20 protein-coding genes are annotated in these 21,076 nt (G+C 60.6%); 7 read left to right on the top strand and 13 right to left on the bottom strand.

Features of this window, described 5'->3' with window-relative positions:
* Nucleotides 1-113: 113 nt before the first annotated feature.
* The 6 genes from NB311A_RS05230 to NB311A_RS05205 all read left to right on the top strand — a co-directional run bounded on the left by NB311A_RS05230 (nucleotide 114) and on the right by NB311A_RS05205 (nucleotide 4,906).
* Complete coding sequence (locus NB311A_RS05230) at nucleotides 114-428, top strand: hypothetical protein (RefSeq protein WP_009797419.1); 315 nt, start codon at nucleotides 114-116, stop codon at nucleotides 426-428.
* Nucleotides 429-614: 186 nt separating this feature from the next.
* Nucleotides 615-896, top strand: a complete 282-nt coding sequence (locus NB311A_RS05225; RefSeq protein WP_009797418.1) for an acyl carrier protein — start codon at nucleotides 615-617, stop codon at nucleotides 894-896.
* A 10-nt stretch (nucleotides 897-906) separates the two neighbouring features.
* On the top strand, nucleotides 907-1,380 hold the full coding sequence (locus NB311A_RS05220) for a 3-hydroxyacyl-ACP dehydratase FabZ family protein (protein ID WP_009797417.1): 474 nt from the start codon (nucleotides 907-909) through the stop codon (nucleotides 1,378-1,380).
* Entirely contained in the window at nucleotides 1,373-2,578 is a 1,206-nt protein-coding gene (locus NB311A_RS05215; protein WP_009797416.1) for a beta-ketoacyl-ACP synthase, read from the top strand. Before NB311A_RS05220 ends, NB311A_RS05215 begins: the two co-directional genes overlap by 8 nt.
* Nucleotides 2,579-2,610: 32 nt before the next feature.
* The gene (locus NB311A_RS05210; protein WP_009797415.1) at nucleotides 2,611-3,891 is read left to right on the top strand and encodes a beta-ketoacyl-ACP synthase; all 1,281 of its coding nucleotides are present in this window, start codon (nucleotides 2,611-2,613) and stop codon (nucleotides 3,889-3,891) included.
* 82 nt (nucleotides 3,892-3,973) lie between these two features.
* On the top strand, nucleotides 3,974-4,906 hold the full coding sequence (locus tag NB311A_RS05205) for a lipid A biosynthesis lauroyl acyltransferase (RefSeq protein ID WP_009797414.1): 933 nt from the start codon (nucleotides 3,974-3,976) through the stop codon (nucleotides 4,904-4,906).
* Nucleotides 4,907-5,134: 228 nt separating this feature from the next.
* On the opposite strand, the gene NB311A_RS05200 is transcribed toward NB311A_RS05205, so the two are convergent.
* The 9 genes from NB311A_RS05200 to NB311A_RS05160 form a co-directional block, all read right to left on the bottom strand.
* Nucleotides 5,135-6,244 carry a polyamine ABC transporter substrate-binding protein gene (locus tag NB311A_RS05200; RefSeq protein WP_009797413.1) on the bottom strand — a complete coding sequence of 370 codons (1,110 nt, stop codon included), beginning with the start codon at nucleotides 6,242-6,244 and terminating at the stop codon, nucleotides 5,135-5,137.
* 13 nt (nucleotides 6,245-6,257) lie between these two features.
* Complete coding sequence (locus tag NB311A_RS05195; RefSeq protein ID WP_040674006.1) at nucleotides 6,258-7,421, bottom strand: aminotransferase; 1,164 nt, start codon at nucleotides 7,419-7,421, stop codon at nucleotides 6,258-6,260.
* 6 nt (nucleotides 7,422-7,427) lie between these two features.
* A complete protein-coding gene (locus NB311A_RS05190; RefSeq protein ID WP_009797411.1) occupies nucleotides 7,428-7,763 on the bottom strand; it encodes a rhodanese-like domain-containing protein in 336 nt (111 codons plus the stop codon).
* 116 nt (nucleotides 7,764-7,879) lie between these two features.
* Nucleotides 7,880-9,784, bottom strand: coding sequence for a potassium transporter Kup (locus tag NB311A_RS05185; RefSeq protein WP_009797410.1), 1,905 nt, complete (start codon nucleotides 9,782-9,784; stop codon nucleotides 7,880-7,882).
* 145 nt (nucleotides 9,785-9,929) lie between these two features.
* Nucleotides 9,930-10,760, bottom strand: a complete 831-nt coding sequence (locus tag NB311A_RS05180; protein WP_009797409.1) for a flagellar motor protein MotB — start codon at nucleotides 10,758-10,760, stop codon at nucleotides 9,930-9,932.
* A 118-nt stretch (nucleotides 10,761-10,878) separates the two neighbouring features.
* The gene (locus tag NB311A_RS05175) at nucleotides 10,879-11,652 is read right to left on the bottom strand and encodes a motility protein A (protein ID WP_009797408.1); all 774 of its coding nucleotides are present in this window, start codon (nucleotides 11,650-11,652) and stop codon (nucleotides 10,879-10,881) included.
* Nucleotides 11,653-12,084: 432 nt separating this feature from the next.
* The gene (pssA, locus tag NB311A_RS05170) at nucleotides 12,085-13,005 is read right to left on the bottom strand and encodes a CDP-diacylglycerol--serine O-phosphatidyltransferase (protein ID WP_040674002.1); all 921 of its coding nucleotides are present in this window, start codon (nucleotides 13,003-13,005) and stop codon (nucleotides 12,085-12,087) included.
* A 63-nt stretch (nucleotides 13,006-13,068) separates the two neighbouring features.
* A complete protein-coding gene (locus NB311A_RS05165) occupies nucleotides 13,069-13,815 on the bottom strand; it encodes a phosphatidylserine decarboxylase (protein WP_050752063.1) in 747 nt (248 codons plus the stop codon).
* 120 nt (nucleotides 13,816-13,935) lie between these two features.
* Entirely contained in the window at nucleotides 13,936-15,894 is a 1,959-nt protein-coding gene (locus NB311A_RS05160) for an ABC transporter ATP-binding protein/permease (RefSeq protein ID WP_040673999.1), read from the bottom strand.
* A 208-nt stretch (nucleotides 15,895-16,102) separates the two neighbouring features.
* Here NB311A_RS05160 and NB311A_RS05155 point away from each other — a divergent pair, with 208 nt between their 5' ends.
* The gene (locus NB311A_RS05155; RefSeq protein WP_040673997.1) at nucleotides 16,103-16,705 is read left to right on the top strand and encodes a TIGR00730 family Rossman fold protein; all 603 of its coding nucleotides are present in this window, start codon (nucleotides 16,103-16,105) and stop codon (nucleotides 16,703-16,705) included.
* Nucleotides 16,706-16,856: 151 nt separating this feature from the next.
* Here the strand turns inward: NB311A_RS05155 and cimA are convergent, their stop codons facing one another.
* The 4 genes from cimA to cysS form a co-directional block, all read right to left on the bottom strand.
* Complete coding sequence (gene cimA / locus NB311A_RS05150) at nucleotides 16,857-18,455, bottom strand: citramalate synthase (protein ID WP_009797403.1); 1,599 nt, start codon at nucleotides 18,453-18,455, stop codon at nucleotides 16,857-16,859.
* Nucleotides 18,452-18,952 (bottom strand): GNAT family N-acetyltransferase, encoded by a 501-nt coding sequence (locus NB311A_RS05145; RefSeq protein WP_009797402.1) that lies wholly within the window; start codon nucleotides 18,950-18,952, stop codon nucleotides 18,452-18,454. Before NB311A_RS05145 ends, cimA begins: the two co-directional genes overlap by 4 nt.
* Before the next feature lie 4 nt (nucleotides 18,953-18,956).
* Nucleotides 18,957-19,496 carry an endonuclease domain-containing protein gene (locus tag NB311A_RS05140; protein ID WP_009797401.1) on the bottom strand — a complete coding sequence of 180 codons (540 nt, stop codon included), beginning with the start codon at nucleotides 19,494-19,496 and terminating at the stop codon, nucleotides 18,957-18,959.
* 88 nt (nucleotides 19,497-19,584) lie between these two features.
* Complete coding sequence (cysS, locus tag NB311A_RS05135) at nucleotides 19,585-21,018, bottom strand: cysteine--tRNA ligase (RefSeq protein ID WP_009797400.1); 1,434 nt, start codon at nucleotides 21,016-21,018, stop codon at nucleotides 19,585-19,587.
* Nucleotides 21,019-21,076: the final 58 nt, after the last annotated feature.

Below are 21,076 nucleotides of genomic sequence, written 5' to 3'. Positions count from 1 at the left end.
TCCTTTGAATCTTCAGGCGCGGCCGTGGAGGCTTTCTGTGTCAGAATCCACGCAACGTGATAAAATATACGGGAGCTTGTGGACGAGCATCGATGACAGAACGGCGGCCGAGGATGTCGGAGGAAGAGCACGTGGTGCTCCAGTTCCGGCCGCGTGGCCGTGCGGATTTGCCGAAACACCATCGTCCCCCGGAGAATACCGCAGACGCTCGCTCGCCGGACAAAACTGACCGCCCGCCGCCGCGTGGCGACCAACCCGACGACTTCCGTCACCGAATGCAAGCAAACGTGGCTGCAATGGCCTTCACGATCGCATTGATCGCCGTCGGACTGTGGCTGGCCAAGAACATCGCCGATCTGCGCGACATTCAGGATTGCGTCCAGATGGGCCTTCGGGGTTGTGCACACATCTCAACACCCCCATCGTAGACGCGGCAACGATAGGAAACATACTGATTCGGCTGCGGAATAAGGCGTCAACGGTTACCGCCGCCATTGAACTCGGGACAGCGCTCCGATATATGGGCTTGGCATGAAGGACCGGACCTTGCGGGGACGGCGCTGGCGTCGTACGCCTATTTAGCACCTACTCTAAAATATATCAAAGGCTTAGCGATGTCTTCCACATTCGATAGGGTCGCCACCATTATTGCGGAAACCTGCGATATCCCACGCGATACGATTACGCCCGAAAGCCATGCCATTGATGATTTGGGGATCGACAGCCTGGACTTTCTCGATATCGCTTTTGCGATCGACAAGGCTTTCGGAATCAAACTTCCGCTGGAGAAGTGGACCCAGGAGGTCAACGACGGCAAGGCGACCACCGAGCAATACTTCGTCCTGAAAAACCTCAGCGCGCGCATCGACGAGTTGGTCGCCGCCAAGGACGCGTAATCACGCGGCCATGCACCTCGAATATTTCCATTTAATCGACCGCATCGCCGACTTAAGGGCGGAAGAGCGGTCCATCACCGTCGAAGCGCAGGTCCCCCTGGAAAGCACCATCTTCGAGGGACATTTTCCGGGACATCCTCTGATGCCCGGCGTGCTTCTCATCGAGTCGATGGCGCAAGCCTCCGGCTGGCTGCTGATCGCCCTGACCAAATTCGAGCGGATGCCCTTTCTGGCAGCAGTCAAGGAAGCCAAGATGAGGACATTCGTAACACCCGGCGAATTGCTGACGATCGAGGCCGCCGTCGTTCACGAGGGCTCCGGTTTCACCATCACCGACGCAAAAGTAAGCGTCGGCGGAAAGCCGAAATGCAATGCGACGCTGACGTTCCGTCAGGTGCCTTTTCCCAACGACGACCTGCGTGGCCACATGGAGACCATGGCTAAACGCATCGGGTTTCCACAGCAGATGTTTGCTCATGGCTGAGACCGCTTCGCCCTCGGCGCCGATCGAAACCTGGATCACCGGGATCGGACTCGCCACCTCGCTCGGCGAAGGCCTTGATGCTCACTGGGAGGCGTTGAGTCATCAACGCATCAATGCCGACGAGAAGAGCTTCGCGCCTTACGTCGTTCATCCGCTGGCTCCGGTCAATTTCGATGCGCAGATTCCGAAAAAGGGCGACCAGCGCCAGATGGAAGCCTGGCAGCGCATCGGAACGTATGCGGCGGGACTGGCGCTCGACTCCGCCGGGGTCAAAGGCAACACGGATATACTGGCGCGGATGGACATGATCGTCGCCGCAGGCGGCGGCGAGCGTGATCTTGTCGTCGACTCCGGCATTCTGAATGCGGAGGCAAAAGGCAATTCCGCGCCCGGCTATCTCAATGAACGGCTGATGAGCGATCTGCGGCCGACACTCTTCCTGGCGCAGTTATCCAACCTTCTCGCCGGCAACATCGCCATCGTTCACGGCGTTACGGGCTCGTCGCGAACCTTCATGGGCGAAGAGGCTTCAGGCGTCGACGCGGTGCGCATCGCGCTCGCCCGAATCGCCGCCGGTCAAAGCGACATCGCCCTGGTCGGCGCTGCTCACAATGGCGAGCGCAGGGATTTGCTCCTGCTCTACGAATTCGGCGGCTTCAACCTGAAAGAGAAGTACGCCCCGGTCTGGGCGCGCGAGCACAACAGCGGCTTCGCACTCGGATCCGGCGGCGCTTTTCTGGTGATCGAATCCCGCGCCCACGCGGAGGCCCGCGGCGCGAAGCCGTTTGCGCGCTTGACCAACGTCGTTGCGGATCATGCGCGACGCAAACGTCCTAGCGATATCACATCGACGCTGGAGTCGTTGTGGTCCAGGCTCGGCAGCCACGCCGATGGAACCGCGATCATAACAGGCGCGACCGGCGCCGAGCCGGTCACCTCGGAAGAACGCGCATTCCTTCGCGCCCATCCGGACATCCCGGTACGAGCGATCGGAACATTGTTCGGTCACACCATGGAGGCGCAGTTTCCACTCGGATTGGCGGTGGCCGCGCTATCACTTTCGCGGGGCGCGCTGTTCGCGCCGGCCGATACATCGGGACAGGAAATTGATATGACTACGCCTCCAGACCGGATTGTTGTGATCGGGGCCGGACACTGGCGCGGCGAAGGCATGGCGCTGGTCGAAGCGATCGGCTGAACTGGAATCTTCAAGGACTCGACGGGGACACCATGACCGCGATGCGCGACAAATCCGGCAGGCCCGTTGTCGTGGTAACCGGCATGGGCGTCGTAACTTCGCTAGGCACCGGCAAGACGGATAACTGGGCCAGGCTTTGCGCGGGCGAATCCGGCATCAGGACGATCACGCGGTTTCCGACCGAGGGTCTGAGGACCACGATGGCCGGCACAGTCGATTTCGTCCCGGTCGAACCGTTCTCGTCCACCGATCTTTCGGAGCGACTGGCCGATATCGCTGCGGAGGAAGCCGTCGCGCAGGCGGAAATCGGCCGCGCCGGTGACTTTCCAGGCCCGCTGTTTCTCGCCGTCGCCCCGGTCGAGCTTGAATGGCCGCAGCGGCAGGAACTCGGCCACGACATCGGTCCCGGTATCGACATCGACTACGATCAGATGCTGCGGGTCAGCGGCGGCGGCAGATATAAGCAATATCATCGCCGTTTTCTGTTCGGCTCCGTTGCGGACCACCTCGCCGAAACCTTCGGCACCAAGGGCTCACCCATTTCACTCTCGACGGCATGCGCGTCGGGAACAACCGCAATTCAGCTCGGGGTTGAAGCGATCCGCCGCGGCGAGGCCGATGCGGCGCTGTGCGTCGCGACCGACGGCTCGGTCAATCCCGAAGCGCTGATCCGGTTTTCGTTGTTGTCGGCGCTTTCAACCCAGAACGACCCTCCGCACGCCGCGGTTCGACCGTTTTCCAAGAACCGCGACGGCTTCGTGATGGCTGAGGGCGCGGGCGCGCTGGTGCTCGAAAGCTATGAGGCGGCGACCGCGCGAGGCGCGAAGATTCTCGGCATCGTGGCGGGATGCGGCGAGCTCGCCGATTCCTTCCACCGCACCCGTTCGAGCCCCGACGGCAAACCAATCATCGGATGCGTCCGCAACGCGCTGGCCGACGCCGGCGTGACCACCGAGCAGATCGATTACATCAATGCGCACGGCACCGGCACGCCTGAAAACGACAAGATGGAATATCTCGGCATCTCCAGCGTGTTCGGCGAGCGCGCCAGGCAGATCCCGGTCTCGTCCAACAAGTCTATGGTCGGACATACCCTCTCGGCGGCTGGAGCCGTCGAAGCGGTGTTCTCGCTCTTGACGCTCGAGCGCCAACGCATACCGCCGACCATCAACTATGACGTGCCAGATCCGGCGATCCCGTTCGACGTCGTCCCCAACACGGCCCGCGATGCGCGCGTCACCATGGTGATGTCGAACTCGTTCGGTTTCGGCGGCCAGAACGCGTCGCTGATCCTGACGCGCGAGCCGGTATAGCGGCCGTGCAGCAGATGCGCGCACTGTGTGCCGACCCGCATGCGGGATACCGCTCAGCCATCGGCGGGATCACCGTCCTTTGATGCGCCGCCTCCTGCTTCGAACCCGGGCCCGGCTGCGCGATGCGCTTAAATCTGCCGGCGCGGCCGCCATTGGCGCATTGACGATTGGACTGTTGCGAGCGACTCGTTATTTCGATCCGATCAAGACGGCAAATCTATTCGGCAGAATAACGCAAAAGATCGGACCTCTGCTGCGCGAGCAGAAAATCGGGCGCGCGAACCTCACCGCGGCGTTTCCCGAAAAGTCATCGGACGAGATTGATAAGATTCTGACCGGGGTATGGGACAATCTCGGCCGTATCGGTGCGGAGTTCGCCCATCTCGATCAGGTCTGGACCTACGATCCGGATCATCTCGAAACCGGCCGCATCGAGATCGGGCATCGCACACGCGAGCTGTTTCACAAGCTACGGCTCGACGGCAAGCCGGCGCTGATTTTCGCAAGCCACATCGGCAACTGGGAGCTGCCTGCGGTCGCCGCCGTCGCACATGGGCTTGATGCTGCAATTCTGTACCGCCGGCCGAACATCGCGTCGGCGGATCGCGCAATCGGACAGTTGCGCTCCGTCAATATGGGGACGTTGATCCCGGCAGGCCGCGAGGCCCCCTTCAAATTGGCGCAGGCGCTGCAAAACGGCCAGCACGTCGCCATGCTGGTGGACCAATATTTCACCAACGGCGTCGATGTCACCTTCTTCGGGCGGAAGACCAAGGCCAATCCCACGCTGGCACGTCTCTTGCGGCAAATCGAATGCCCGGTCCATGGCGTGCGGATCATCCGCCTGCCGGGCCATCGCTTCCGTGCCGAACTGTCGGAAGAGATCGCGCCGGCGCGGGATGCGAGCGGACAGATCGACGTGCAGGAAACGATGCAGGTCATCACCTCAGTGATCGAAGGCTGGATTCGCGAATATCCCGATCAATGGCTGTGGCTGCACCGCCGCTGGCGTTAGAGCGTGATCCCGACCCGAAGGGCCGCGCCAGCGCAAAGTGGAAACCGGTTTCCGGAAAAGATCATGCTCGCATAAAAAGATAAGCGACGAGTCTGATTCAATGAAGTTGAAACAGACTCCAAGAGCGTTTCCGCCCGAGGACAGGCTTCGCTCAAAAACGTCATGGCATCAGTTTTACAAAAAGGGCGTGGATGACCGGGGTGCATTCCGTCCCTCGCGGCGGCCCTGTTACCGTCCTGTCTTTACGCGCGTCCAGAGTCTGTTGATCGAGCGTTGCGTCGCGGGATCTCGCGCAGTGATGACGAACAGCCGTTTCATCATGGCCTTGTCCGGATAGATCGTCTTGTCATTGAAGATCTTCGGATCGATCAGCTTCTGGCTGGCCAGATTGCCGTTGGCGTAGGACAGGAAGTCGGAATTCTTCGCCGCGACGTCAGGCCGATAGAGATAATTGATCAGTTCATAGGCTTCAGCGACGTTCCTGGCATCCATCGGAATGGCCAGATTGTCGAAGAACATCTGCGCGCCCTCTTTCGGAATCGCATAGCCGATCTCAACACCGTTATGACTCTCCATCGCGCGGCTTCGGGCTTGCTTGATATCGCCTGACCAGCCAACGGCAAGGCAGATCTCGCCGGTGGCAAGGCCATTCAAATACTCCGAGGAATGAAATTTTCGGATATAAGGCCTGATCTTACCGACAAGAGCCGCCGCCTGTTCGAGATCGTTCTTCTTTGTCGAATTCGGATCGAGGCCCAGAAAGTTGAGCGCGGCAGGCAGGATGTCATCCGCGGAGTCGAGCATCTGAACGCCGCAATCCTTGAACTTTGCGAGCTTGTCCGGATCGAAGATGACATTCCAACTGTCGATCTTGCCGCCGGGTCCAAGAATGCGCTGCACCGCCGCGACGTTGTAGCCGATGCCGGTCGTGCCCCACATGTAATTCACGGCATGCCGATTGCCGGGATCGTACACTGCGAGCTTCTTCGTTACCTCCGGCCAAGCGTTGGCGAGATTCGGCAGCTTCGATTTTTCTAGTTTCCGAAAGATGTTCGCGCCAATTTGACGCTGCAGGAAATACGCCGTGGGCACCACCACATCGTAGCCTGACTTACCCGCAAGGAGCCGCGTTTCGAGCGTCTCGTTGGCGTCGAAGGTGTCGTAAACTACCTCGATTCCGGTTTCCTCGGTAAAGGCTTCGAGCACATTCGGGGCGATGTAGTTCGACCAATTGTAGAAATTGACGATTCGTCCGGCTGCATCGGCCCGCGGTGTTGCGCCAAGCACCAGCGTGAATGCGGCGACAACAGAGATCCAAACATATCGATTTCGAACCATCGCTTGCGTCGTCCTAAAGAGCATGCACTGCGTCGGACAAGCGCTCCAATGCACTGTCGAGCGTGGCATCCTTCTTCGCGAAACAGAAACGCACGACCGAGGTGACCGCATCCTGTTCATAGAACGCGGAGACCGGGATCGCCGCGACCTTATGGTCCGTCACGATGCGCCTGCAGAACGCCTGGTCGGTTTCATCGAGGCCGAGCGGCGCAAGATCCACCGTCAAGAAATAGGTCCCCTGTGACGGCAATACGGGAAATCCGATGTCTTCAAGACCGCGAGTCAGGCGGTCCCGGCGTCGCGTCAGATCATGGCGCATCTCAAAAAAATACTCGTCCGGCTTTGCAAGGCCATATGCGACCGCGACCTGAAGATTGGGGGGTGTCGTGAAGGTGAGAAACTGATGCACCTTCGCGATGACCCGCCGCAACGGCGGCGCGGCGCAGACAAAGCCAACCTTCCAGCCTGTCAGCGAAAATATCTTCCCGGCCGACCCGATCTTGATGGTGCGGTCGCGCATGCCTGGAATGGAGAGCAGCGGGATATGGTCGCGGCCATCGAAAACGACATGCTCCCAGACTTCGTCACAGATGGCGACCGCATCGAACTCCTGGCAAAACCGCGCCAGCAGTTCCAGATCATCGCGCCCATAAACCACCGCGGCCGGATTGAGGGGGTTGTTAAAGAGCACCGCTTTGGTCTTGCGCGTGAAGGCGCCGCGCAGCGCGTCTTCGGTCATCCGCCAGTGCGGCGGCTCCAGACGAACCAGGCGCGGAACACCGCCGGCCTGCCTGATGATCGGGAGATAGGAGTCGTAGACCGGTTGAAAAACGATGACCTCGTCGCCAGGCTCGACGATCGCAAGAATGGCGCTGGTCAACGCTTCCGTGCCGCCGGAGGTGACCATAACCTCGGTCGCCGGATCGACCGCAAGGCCGTGCCAGTGGCGGTAGTGAGCGGCGATGGCCTGCCGCAACTCCGGGATTCCCATCATCGACGGATATTGATTATAGCCGTCGAGAACGGCGTCCGCCGCCACGCGCCGGATATCCTCCGGGCCCGGATCATCGGGAAAGCCCTGCCCGAGGTTGATGGCGTCGTTGTCCCGCGCGAGCTGCGACATGGTCTCGAAAATGGTAACCGGCAGACCGGCGAAGACCTTGTTCATCGAGAGCATCAACGCTCAGCCGCCGGGCTGCGTCGGCAGTCCTGCCGCCTTCCATGCAAGAATCCCGCCGGCGAGATGCTTGTCGTAAGCGAGGCCTCCCTCCTGCGCCGCCAGCGAAGCCGTCACCGAGCGCTTGCCGGAGCGGCAGGCAAACACGACCTGCTTGCCTTGCGGGTCGGGAATCGCAGCGGGATCGAAAGCTGACAGAGCAATAACGGCCGCGTCCGGAAATGCCTCCGCCGCGACCTCGTTGGGCTCGCGGACGTCAACCAACAGATAACGGCCCTCGGTAATGCCTTTGGAAACCTCTTCCGGTGATAAATCGTGAACGGCAAAATTGTGATCCGCCAACGCAACCTCCTCGCGCTTTGCATTCAGGCGCGGCTCCGCCCGCTTGTCCGACTGTCAACGTCGTCCCTTCGTTCAACAAAATCAAGCGCCGCCACGATTCTAAATGATGACTTGGCCTAGATGTTGACCTGCGTTCCCACCTCCACCACCCGCCCGGTCGGGATCTGGAAATAGTCCGTCGCATCGTTGGCAGACCGGCTCAGCGCGATGAACAGCCGATCCTGCCAGGCAGGCATTCCCGACTGCGCGGACGCCTTCAACGACCGGCGAGAGACAAAAAACGACGTCGCCATGATGTCGAACTGCCAGCCAAGCTTGCGCGCGATCACCAAAGCTTTCGGAACATTCGGCGACTCCATGAACCCGAAGCGAAGGGTGACGGTCGAGAATTTTTCGCTGACGTTTTCCATGCGTACGCGCTCGGCGGGATCGACGCGGGGCGTTTGCGCGGTCTCGATCGTCAGGATCACATTGTGTTCGTGAAGAACCTTGTTGTGCTTGAGGTTGTGTAGAAGTGCGGTGGGCACGAAATTGGGATCGCTGGTTAGAAACACCGCTGTGCCCTTGACGATATGCGGTGGCCGTTTTTCAAGACTATGAATAAGATCCAGAAGCGGCACCTCGGTGCGCCTGGTCTTTTTGATGAGAATCGCCGCGCCGCGGCGCCACGTCCATATCAGCACCACCATGGTGATGCCGAACAGAAGCGGCACCCACGCCCCGTCAAACAGTTTAAGTAGATTGGCGCTGAAAAACATCACGTCGACAAAGACAAGGGGAACGACCAATGCGGCCGCGGTCGCTGCCCGCCAGTTCCACAGCTTCCAGACAACGACAAAGCCCATGATGCCGTCGGCGACCATTGTCGTGGATACAGCAATTCCGTAGGCGGACGCGAGGCCGCTGGAGGTACGGAATAGCAGCACCAGCAACAGCACGCCGACCAGCAACAACATGTTGACGCGCGGCAGGTAAATCTGCCCGGCATGGGTTTCGGATGTGTAGCGCACCTCGAAACGCGGCAGCAGGCCGAGCTGCACGGCCTGACGGATCAACGAATAGGCGCCTGTAATGACTGCCTGGCTGGCGATCACGGTAGCGGCGGTTGCCAGAATGACGAGCGGCAGGATCAACGGCGCCGGCGCCAGACGATAGAAGGTGTTGTCGATGGCGTCGGGATGGGCGAGAATCAGCGCTCCCTGCCCGAAATAGTTCAGTAGCAACGATGGCAATACAACACAGAACCAGGCCGCCTGAATTGGTTTGCGGCCAAAATGGCCGAGATCGGCGTACAGCGCCTCGCCGCCGGTGACCGACAGAAAGACCAGGCCCATGATGACGAGACCGAGCAGACCGTGATTGAGCAGGAAGTGAACGGCGTACCAGGGATTCACCGCCAACAGCACATGTGGATCCTCATGGATATGGAGAACGCCAAGAATTGCAATCGTCAAGAACCACAGCGCCATCACCGGAGCAAACGCCGAAGCGACCCGCGCGGTGCCGCGTCTCTGCACCGCGAACAGCACGATCAGGATCAGCACTGTCAGTGGAACGACGTAATCCTCAAGCCCCGGCGCGGAGAGTTTTAAACCTTCAACGGCGGACAACACCGAGATCGCCGGCGTAATCATGGAATCGCCGATGAACATTGAGGCGCCGACCACGCCGAGCGCCAGCAGAAGCAAACTTCGCCGCCCGAGCGCCCGCTGGCCGAGCGCCATCAGCGACAGCGTTCCACCCTCTCCGTTGTTGTCGGCACGCAGCAACAGCAGAACGTATTTCGCAGTCACGACGATAAAGAGCGACCAAAGGATTAGCGACAATACGCCGAGCACGATCGCAGGCGTCACCGCCCCCTGTTGGGCAGCGTGATCAACCGCCTCGCGGAAAGCATACAAAGGCGACGTTCCGATATCCCCAAAGACCACGCCGATGCTTCCAAGCGTTACCGCCCAAAAGCCGCTTGTCTTCGCCGAAGCTTCGCCCTTGGCTTCGGCAGTTGGATCGCTGACGGCCATGATCGTACCAACGCTCTGAGGATAATTTTGCTCCGGGCTATCGCGCCAAGCACCGGTCCGTCAATCATCGAATACCATTGACAAGTCTGGCGCCGGCTTGCCCGGCCCCGCCAATTCGAACGGTAACATAGTATTCGCGAGCAGGTCAGGGCTTCAGATTCGGCGGCAATGGAGGAGCCTCGCGCATCAGGGTGATGGTCACGCGCCGATTTGCCGCCAGTGACGGATCATCAGGAAACAAAGGCATGCTGTCCGACTTGCCCGATACTGCGAAGATATGGCTCGGAGGCAATCCTTCCTGTTCAAGGATTTGACGAACAACGTTGGCGCGATCCGCGGACAGGTCGAAGCCGTCATAATCGCTACGCATCGGGACGAAGTTCGAAGCGGTATGGCCGGTAATAGAGATCCGAAACGGCGTCGCTGTGAGCGGAGCCGCAAGCTTGCCGATCAGCATCCGCGTCCGCTCATAAGGTTCTTTTGACCCCTCCGCGAACATGGAGCGACCATCCTGGTCAACGATTTCCAGGTTGAGACCCTCCTTGGTTTCCTCGAACATGATGTGTTTGGAAAGCTCCGTCAGTTCCGGCATGTCCTGCAGCGCCTGTCGCAGCGACGCGGACGCAAGCGCGAACTCGCGATCCGTCTTGAGGCGAGCGCCCGCGGTCTTGAAACGCTCCTGTTCATCGGGGGTCGGGGTCGTGGAGGTCTCATCCGGCGGGACGTGCGCAGCGTTCTTCAGCTTGGGCCGCGTCGGCAGGCCATCCGATTCGATGATTCCGGAATATCGCACTTCGGTCTGGGAACCGAAGGCATCGCGCATCGAGCCCGCAACGATCTTGAGCTTTTGATTATCCATCGTGGAGAACGCGACGAGCATCACAAAGAAGCTCATCATAAGGCCCATCAGATCCGCAAACGTGACGAACCAGCCGTGCCCGCCGCCATGCGCATCGCCGCGCTTCTTTTTGGCCATCGCTGGTTTCCCGACTAGAGCCTTTCCGCTTCTGACGGAATCAGAAGCGTGGCTCTATGATTCTTGATCTGACGCGTTTTCTTCACACGAACCGGTATCCATTTCGCTTGATAACGTTCTAGGCCGGAACCGGCTCGCCTTCTTCGTGGCGATGCTTTTCCGGCAAATAGGCCAGCAGCATTTCGCGCACCAATGCCGGACTCTTCGAATCCCGGATCATCAGGATGCCGTCGATGATCAGGGTGCGATTGGTTTCCTCGTCCAGCAGCTTGCCGTGGAGCTTATCCGCGATCGGCAGGCAGAACAGGTTGGCGACAAGCGCGCCGTAAAGCGTTGCGAGCAGCGCGGTCGCCATGAACGGCCCCAGCTTGGAAGGATCGGTCATGTTGGCGAACATCTGCACCATGCCGATCAGAGTGCCGATCATGCCGAACGCCGGCGCGCAATCGCCGATGGCACGGTAGATCTTGCTGCCCTCATCGAGGTGCATGAGGAAATTATCGCGGTCGCGCTCGAGATTGTCGCGAATGAATTCGAGATCGTAGCCGTCGGCGACGAAGCGGATTCCCTTGGCGAGAAACGGCTCGTTAGTCTCGACCTTTTCGAGTCCGACCGGTCCCTGCTTGCGGGCGATCTCGGCGATCCGCGCCAGTTCGTCGACAAGGTCGCGCGCAGACAACCTGCTCATGGTGAAGGCATACTTGGCGCCGAGCGGCAGGCCGTGCAGAATCGCTCCGAGCGGGAAGCGGATCATCGTAGCGGCGGTCGCACCGCCGAAAATGATGATCATGGCATGTTCGCTGACGAACATGTGCAGATCGCCACCCATGAAGACCATCATGGCAATTACGATCATGCCGAAAGTAAGTCCGGCACCGGTCATGATATCCATGATGAACCCCACGCATACTCGACCGGCCATCCTGGGCGGCGGCGCGAACCGATCTAAGTCACGCATCGACACCCTAGCTTTGGCGCCATTAAAGACCGGTTACCGGAAAGGTAACTGTTGCCAATACGTTAATGTCGAACCGACCAGCGGCTCGGCAAACCGGTCAACAGTGCGGCGTGGTCGTGCGCGGGTCGCGTAACCGGTCGGGGAACGGCGGCCGGGAGCCTGTAACGTTTTTCGAGCAAGCACGTCCCCGGGGCTTGACCCGAGGATGGAGGGCGGTTCGCGCGAAGAAAACGCGTCAGATCAAGACGACAAAGCGCTCCGCTGCTGATTCCATCAGAAGCGGAAAGATTCTGGCGAGCAACGATCGCCGGCCATTTCCGCTCAAGCGCAATGGTCCGGGCTGCCAGCCGCTTTCCGCAGGGTTTCTCAATGCGGACGGGAAGGCCGGTTGTCTTGCTTGCGCTGGCGGACCGGAATGGTGGTCGAGCCGGCGCCGGCGGATGGCGGGGCCGGCTGGGCGGTTTCCACGGATGACGGCGCATCGGGAAACGTTTCCTGCAAGGCCGCCTTCAGATCCTGATCACGATAGGATTTCCAGCCGATCGGAAGGCTCAATAGAAAAATGATCGAACCGAAGGAAAGGACGACCCAGGGGTAACTGATCAAAAGTGCAATGACGAATACCACCGACACGAATACCGGCAGCACGAGTTCCGGCTGCACCCGCATCCCCACCGCTTTGCCGGAAAAGACCGGCAGACGCGACACCATGAGGATCGCGATCAGCAGCGTGTAAAACGCCGTCAATACCGCAGGAGGCTGCGGCATGCCCAGAAATGAAAGATAGATCGGCAGAAGCACCGCGATCGCACCCGCCGGCGCGGGAACGCCAATGAAGAAATTCGCAGCGAAGGCCGGCTTGTTGGTGTCGTTCATCGTTGCATTGAAGCGGGCGAGGCGCAGACCGCCGCTGATCGCAAATATCATCGCCGCGATCCAGCCCACATTGTCGAGGTCGTGCAACTGCCAGAAGTAGAGGATCAGGCCGGGCGCAACACCGAAATTGACGAAGTCGGCGAGGCTGTCGAGTTCAGCCCCGAACTTCGACTGGCCCTTGATCATCCGAGCCACCCGCCCGTCGAGCCCGTCGAGCACGGCCGCGAATACGATGGCTCCCACCGCAAGCTCCATCCGTCCCTCGGTCGAGAGTCGGATCGCTGTTAGTCCCGCGCAAATCGCAAGCAGCGTGATGAAATTTGGCACAAGCATCCGTACCGGGATCGGACGAAACCGGCGGCGGCGTATCTCGGACAATTTCGGGTCGTATGGCGTCTGCACGTCCCCCATATAGGGAGGCCTTGCCGGGGCTGCCATCCGCTAGGCACCCTGGCAAGGCGCTCAGCTCAAAGGTCAACTGGTACGAAAGGTCCGTCCGCCGTCCATTTGCTGGAAGTCGGCCAATACCGTTTCGCCGGCGACCGCGGTCTGTCCCTCGGACACCAACACTTGCGTTCCCTCCGGCAGAAAGACGTCCAGCCGCGAGCCGAACCGGATCAGCCCGAAACGTTCGCCCGCTTCGACCGTCTGCCCCTCATGCACGAATGAGACGATACGACGCGCAATCAGCCCCGCAATCTGGATCACGCCCACCGGCCCGTTGTTCGGCGTCGAGATCACGAGCGCGTTGCGCTCGTTATCCTCGCTCGCTTTGTCGAGCTCGGCATTGATGAATTTGCCGGGGCGATAGGCGATCCGTTCAATTCGTCCCGCGACCGGACTGCGATTAACATGACAATTGAACACGCTCATGAAAATCGAAATGCGTTGCAGAGGAAGCTCGCCAAGCTCGAGTTCTGCGGGCGGTACAACCGGTGCAATCATCGAGATTCGTCCGTCCGCCGGCGAGACGACAAGGCCCTCGCGGATTGGCGTCACACGGGCGGGATTGCGGAAGAACAACGCGCACCAGATTGTCAGCAGCGTTCCGATCCAGCCCAGCGGGCTCCAGATCCAGAACAAGATGATGGTGACCAATGCGAAGCCACCGACGAAGGGATACCCCTTCGGATGAATCGGCGAAATTTGCGCTCGCACGGATCTGGCACCCGAGCGAACGGATTTCGCAATGGATTGGAGAGTCTGTCGATCTATGGGCATGAGCACCTGATGATATGCGATTGAACCTGAGGTGAAAGTGACTTATGAAACACGACACGATCCTCGATCAGCACCGTATTGGTCCGATGGCCTGATTCGGGAGGGCACTTTGGACCCATTCTATCCTGCCGCGCCGGTTGACGCCACCAGGGGATCGTCCACAGGAGGAGGGGCACGGTTCGGAGCGCCCTCGTCATCGCCGATCAGAGCAAGCCTCTCCCGCGCCTCCTCAACCTCGCGTTGCCTGTTCCACATGCTTGCGTAAAGACCCTCCGCGGCCAAAAGTCCGACGTGAGTCCCCCGTTCCGCAATTCGCCCCTGATCCAGCACGATGATCTCGTCGGCGCCCACAATGGTGGAGAGCCGGTGCGCTATCACCAGCGAAGTCCGGTTGCGTGAGACCCGTTCGAGAGCCTCCTGGATTTCATGCTCGGTGTGGCTATCGAGCGCCGACGTCGCCTCGTCCAATACCAGAATGGGGGGCGCCTTCAGCACCGTGCGCGCGATCGCCACGCGCTGTTTCTCGCCGCCGGACAATTTCAGGCCTCGCTCGCCGACTTCCGTCTCATAACCTTTAGGCGACATTCTGATGAAGCCGTCGATCTGCGCCGTCCGGGCGGCAGCCTCGACCTCCTCATCGGTCGCGTCCCAGCGGCCATAACGGATGTTGTAGCGGATGGTATCGTTGAACAACACGGTATCCTGCGGCACCATCCCGATCGCCGCGCGCAACGATTCCTGCGTCACATCGCGGATATCCTGACCGTCGATCAGGATCCGGCCGCCGGAGACGTCATAAAGGCGGAACAGCAACCGCGACAGCGTCGATTTTCCGGCTCCCGAAGGCCCGACGATGGCCACCGTCTTTCCCGCGGGCACGTCGAACGTCAAGCCCTTGAGGATCGGACGGTGCGGATCGTAGGCGAACCGCACATCCTCAAATCTCACCGATCCGCGCTCGACGTGTAGCGGCTGCGCACCGTCACGATCCTGCACCTCCGCACGGCGGATCAGCACGGCGAACATCTTCTCGATATCGATGATCGCCTGCTTGATCTCGCGATAGACCATGCCCATGAGATTGAGGGGCTGGTAGAGCTGGATCATCATGGCATTGACCATGACGAAATCGCCGACGGTATGCGTGCCGTTGCGCACCCCGATCGCGCACATGATCATGACCGACGTCAGCCCGGCCGTGTAGATCACCGCCTGCCCTGCGTTCAGGATCGCCAACGACGTATAGGTCTGCACGCTCGCTGTCTCGAAGCGCTCCATCGACCGATCGTAGCGATCCGCTTCACGCGTCTCGGCGCCGAAATACTTCACCGTCTCGTAGTTCAAAAGCGAATCGATCGCCTTGGTGTTGGCGTCGGAATCGGAGTCGTTCATCCGGCGGCGGATTTCGATACGCCATTGCGTCGCCTTATAGGTGAAGGCCATGTAGACCAGGACAGTCACCAGCGTCACCAGAACGTAGCGCCAGTCGAATTGCCAGAGCAGAACGCCGGCGAGCAATCCGACTTCGACCGCCGTCGGAACGAGCTGAAGAATGACGAGCCGCACCATCTCTTCGATGCCGTTGCGGCCCCGTTCGAGCACGCGCGTCAACCCGCCGGTCTTGCGTTCGAGATGAAACCGCAGCGACAGCTCGTGCATGTGGACGAACGTCCGGTAAGCCAGCCTGCGCACCGCATGCATCGCAACCTTGGCGAAGGTGCCGTCGCGCCATTGGGTCAGCAGCGCCATCAGCACGCGGGCGGAGCCGTAAGCCAGCGTCATCGCGAGCGGCGACACGATCAGCCACATCGCCCAGTTGTCGGGCTGCACGGGCGCACTTCCCACACCGCTCAGCGCATCGACCGCCCATTTGAACGTGAAGGGAACGACCAGGGTCGCGACCTTTGCTGCAAGCAACAGCACCAGCGACCAGACCACGCGCATCTTTAGGTCGGCGCGGTCTCCGGGCCACATGTAGGGCCACAGATGCAAGAGCGCCCTGCCGAGAGTCGCGTTCCGGGTGGGGTCATCTGACCGGTTTGCCGGCACGGTTGCCTGATGGAAAGCCGCGTCAGCCATCCGGCGCACCTGAACGGGAAAATGACGGCGGCCGCCTCGCATATCGTCGGATCATACTCATAAAGGGCCCTTATATAGGGTGTCTGGATGCCGCGTACACCCTCAGCCGCCGATTCCTTTTGCGATGACGGCACAAGCCAGCCGTATTAAGCTGTCACGGCAGCGGTCAGTCTTGACGCTGAGATTTTACGGTGCCACATCGATTCTCATGAACACCATCAAAACGGTCTGCGTCTATTGCGGCTCAGGTCCCGGTACAAATCCCCACTTCGTCGAAGCCGCCGTTGATTTTGGTAGAGCTCTTGCCCGGAACAACGTCGGGCTAGTCTATGGCGGCGGCTCGGTCGGCCTTATGGGCGCCATCGCAACATCGACACTCGACCACGGCGGCACCGTCACCGGCATCATTCCGGATTTCCTCACCGCGCGCGAGCATGCCCTGTCTCGCGTTCAGGAGATGATCGTCACCCATGACATGCACGAACGCAAGCGCCTGATGTTCGAGCGGTCGGATGCGTTCGTCGCCTTGCCAGGCGGCGTCGGCACGCTGGAGGAACTGGTCGAGCAGCTCACCTGGCAGCAGCTCGGGCGACACAGCAAGCCGATCATGCTGGCAAATGTCGACGGTTTCTGGGAGCCGTTGCTCGCTCTGCTCGCTCACATGAGGGATACCGCCTTCATCCGGCCCACGCTCGCGGTGAATGTCCTGCAGGCCGACCGCGTGGAGGACATCCTGCCGAAACTTCGCATCGCCGCCAGCGGCACGCTGGACTCGAAACACATGCCGGCCGACGTCGCCGACCGGCTGTAGCTAGAGCATGATCCCGACCCGAAGGGCCGCGCCAGCGCAAAGTGGAAACCGGTTTTCGGAAAAGATCATGCTCAAACCAAAAGATAAGCGGCGAGTCTGAGTTCAACGCAGTTGAAGAGACTCTAATAACCATAAAGGACGGCGGAACGCTTCACGCCGGCGCGCCGGACTTCACCAGCTTGTAAATCACCGAATCCATCAGGGCCTGAAACGACGCATCGATGATATTGGGCGACACGCCGATCGTGGTCCAGCGCTCGCCCTCCTCATCCTCGCTCTCGAGCAACACCCGCGTCACCGCGCCGGTGCCTCCGTTGAGGATACGCACGCGATAGTCGATCAGCTTAAGCCCCTCGATGTATTTCTGGTATTTGCCGAGATCCTTGCGCAAGGCAAGATCGAGCGCGTTGACCGGACCGTTACCTTCGGCGGCCGAAATCAGAGGTTGGCCGTCAACTCTGACCTTCACCACCGCCATCGCGACAGTGACGCGCTTGCCGTGGGAATTGTAGCGTTGTTCGACATTGACATCATACTGCTCGACGTCGAAATACTCGGGCACGCGCCCAAGCGTGCGCCGCGCCAGCAGATCGAACGATGCGTTGGCGGATTCGTAGGCGTAGCCAGCGGCCTCCCGCTCTTTCATCTCCCGAACCAGCCGCCCGAGCTTCGGATCGTTCCTGTCGAACGCGATGTTGGCGCGCTCCAGTTCGGCCAGCACGTTCGAGCGGCCGGCCTGATCCGACACCAGCACCTTGCGGCGATTACCGACCAATTCCGGCGCGACATGCTCGTAGGTCGCGGGATCCTTGAGGATCGCAGACGCATGGATGCCGGTCTTGGTGACGAACGCGCTTTCGCCGACATAAGGCGCGTGCCGGTTTGGCGCACGGTTGAGCATGTTGTCGAGCATGCGCGACACCTGTGTCAGGGCAGCAAGCCGATCCTCGGTCACGCCGATTTCGACAAGGCCGGCGAATTCCTTCTTCAGTTTCAGCGTTGGGATCAGCGAGCAGAGATTGGCATTGCCGCAACGTTCGCCGAGGCCGTTCAGGGTTCCCTGAATTTGCCGCGCCCCTGCACGCACCGCGGCTAGGGAATTGGCGACCGCCTGCTCGGTGTCGTTGTGGGCGTGAATACCGAGATGGTCGCCGGGGACGTGCGTCGTCACTTCGCGAACCATCGCCTCGATCTCATCCGGCATGGCGCCGCCGTTGGTGTCGCACAACACCACCCAGCGCGCGCCGGACTCGTAGGCCGCCGTGGCGCAGGCCAGCGCGAACGCCGGGTCTTCCCTGTAGCCATCGAAAAAGTGCTCGCAGTCCACCATGACCTCGCGACCGACTGCCGTGGCTGCCTTTACGCTGTCGCGGATCGACGCCAGGTTTTCGTCGTTCGTGGTTTCGAGCGCGACCCTGACCTGATAGGCGGACGATTTCGCGACAAAACAGACCGCATCCGCCTCGGCAGCGATCAGCGCGGCCAGTCCGGGATCATTGGAAGCCGATCGTCCGGGACGCCGCGTCATGCCGAAAGCGGTGAAGCGCGCATGGCGAAATGCGGGCTTCTGTGAGAAAAACGCGGTATCGGTCGGATTGGCGCCCGGATAGCCGCCTTCGATGTAGTCGATACCGAGATCGTCCAGCATCTTCGCGATCACCTGCTTGTCCTGCAAGGTGAAGTCGACGCCGTTGGTCTGCGCGCCGTCACGCAGCGTGGTGTCGAACAGATAGAGGCGTTCGCGGCTCATGCCGAGCTTCCCGCAGCCAGTATCTTCTTCATCGAGGTATTGGCCAGCCACTCGTCGCCGATCGTCACCGAGTTACGTTGCATCGCGACGTAGCCGCGCTTGGCGAAAAATCGCTCGGCCGTATCGCTGGCTTCGACGGTCAGGGCGGTGGCGCCGCGCGCGCCAGCAAGCTTTTCAAGCGCATCGCATAACGTGGTCGCAACCCCATGCCTCGCAGCCCCCGGATGAACATAGAGCATGTCGATGTGATCGGCGCCCTTGAGCGAAGCAAAGCCGACCGGCGAAGCCCGAAGCGTCGCCACCAGCGTCAGCTGGCGCGCGAGCCGTGCGCCGAACTTGTGCTCGTCGTCAGCGGCGGCCGCCCACGCGCTCTGCTGCGCCTCGCTATAATCGTCGCCGGTCAGTTCCTCGATGCTGGCAATGAAAATCGCGGCCAGCACAGGAACATCAGTGGGCAGCATCGGCCGTAGCGCAGGTTTGGGAAGCGACTGCCCCATCGCGTCAAAACATCTCCGTCTTTCCCTCTCCCCCTGCGGGAGAGGGTGGCGGCGAGCGCAAGCGAGACGCCGGGTGAGGGGTCGCCGCTCCCTCGGAAATGACAGTCAGCACGCCTTCCAGATTCGACAGCACGTCATTGTTCCAGAACCGGAGCGTGCGAAAGCCATTGTCAGTAAACCAGCGGTCCCGATCAGCATCACGCAGCGACTCCGCGTGCTGGCCGCCATCCACCTCGACGACGAGCCGCCGATCGAAGCAGAGAAAATCCGCGATGTAAGGTCCGACCGGGACTTGCCGCCGAAATTTGAGTTCCTGAAAGCGCCGGTCCTTGAGCGCGAACCAGAGCTTCCGCTCGGCATCGGTCATCCGCGCGCGCAAGCTCCGCGGGGTTGTTTTTCGGGGCGCCCCCTCACCCGCCTCGCGCAGATGGCGCTCGGCACCCTCTCCCGCGAGGGGAGAGGGCATAGGTCGCGGCTCGGTCATCGCGCCACGTCCTCCGTCCCTCTCCTTGACAAGGATTTTGAACCTCTCGCGCCCCTTCATCGCGCAGGCTCCTTCTTCCCCTCTCCCCTCGCGGGAGAGGGTGGCGGCGAGCGCAAGCGAGACGCCGGGTGAGGGACAATCGTTTTCGTCATCGCGCGATCTCCCATGTCGTCACCGGCTTGCCGTCAGCGTCCTTGCTGTCCTTCAGTACCACGCCCATGGCGGCGAGTTCGTCACGAATGCGGTCGGATTCCTTGAAGTCCTTTCGTTTTCTTGCTTCAAGGCGAGCAGCGACCAACTCATCGACATTCGAACCTGCTTGCTGCTCCTGCGAGCGCAGCCAGCGTGCGTATGAAAATACGTCGATACCAATAGACAATAGCGCCTGATCAAAGGCATCGTCGTGGTTGAGTTCACCAACCCTCGAGATCATCAACGGAGTATTCAGATCGTCAACGAGCGCTTCTAATATTTCCGGTGAGAGCTTCGGTTGCCCCGATCGTTCTTTCATCGCCATTCCGCGACGCGCATCGTCAAACTGTTTTATCCTACCGCAGATGCGACGAAGGATGGTTTCACTTTCTTCCAAAGCCTTGGTCGTCCAATCGATCGGCTGGCGATAGTGGGTACGTAACATATTCAGCCGCAACACCTCGCCCGGCCACTTCCGTCCGCCGAACTTCCCGGTGGTCAAAAGCTCATTGATCGTCACGAAGTTGCCGAGGCTCTTCGACATCTTCTCGCCTTCGACCTGCAGGAAGCCGTTGTGCATCCAGTAGTTCGCCATCGCGTGCGAGCCGTGGGCGCAGCGCGATTGCGCGATCTCGTTTTCATGATGCGGGAAGATCAGGTCGAGGCCGCCGCCGTGAATGTCGAAGACCTCGCCGAGATAGGCCGCGCTCATTGCCGAGCATTCGATGTGCCAGCCGGGCCGCCCCCTGCCCCACGGGCTGTCCCAGCCCGGCTCGTTCTCCGACGACAATTTCCAAAGCACAAAGTCGGCCGGATTCCTCTTGTGTTCGTCCACCGCGATCCGCGCGCCGGCCTTCTGCTCCTCCAGCCTGCGGCCCGACAGCGCGCCGTAGTCCGGCATCGACCGCACGTCGAACAGCACCTCGCCGCCCGCTTTATAGGCATGGCCGCGCGCGATGAGCTGCTTGATAAACGTCACCATGTCGGTCTTGCCGTCGGCGCGCGGCAGCACGAATTCGGTGGCGCGCGGCTGGTGCGTCGGCGGCAGGCAGCCGAGCGCGGCGACATCGGCCTGAAACTGCGCGGCTGTCTTTTCCGTAACCTTGCGGATCGCCTCGTTCAGCGACAGGCCCGGAAAATCGCGCGCCGCGCGATCGTTGATCTTGTCATCGACGTCGGTGATGTTGCGGACGTAGGTGACATGGTCGGCGCCATAGAGATTCCGCAGCAAGCGGAATAGCACGTCGAACACGATGACAGGCCGCGCATTGCCGATATGGGCAAAGTCATAGACCGTCGGACCGCAGACATACATCCGTACGTTCGAAGGATCGATCGGGTCGAAAACACGCTTCTGTTTGGTCAGGGTGTCGTAAAGGCGCAGTTCCATGAAATCCGTTCCGAGACCGCTGCCGCCGGGCAGCGGGAATACAAATCCGTTCCGCTCG

The sequence above is a fragment of the Nitrobacter sp. Nb-311A genome (assembly GCF_000152905.1).
Taxonomy (GTDB): domain Bacteria; phylum Pseudomonadota; class Alphaproteobacteria; order Rhizobiales; family Xanthobacteraceae; genus Nitrobacter.
This window is presented reverse-complemented; position numbering and strand designations above follow the sequence as displayed.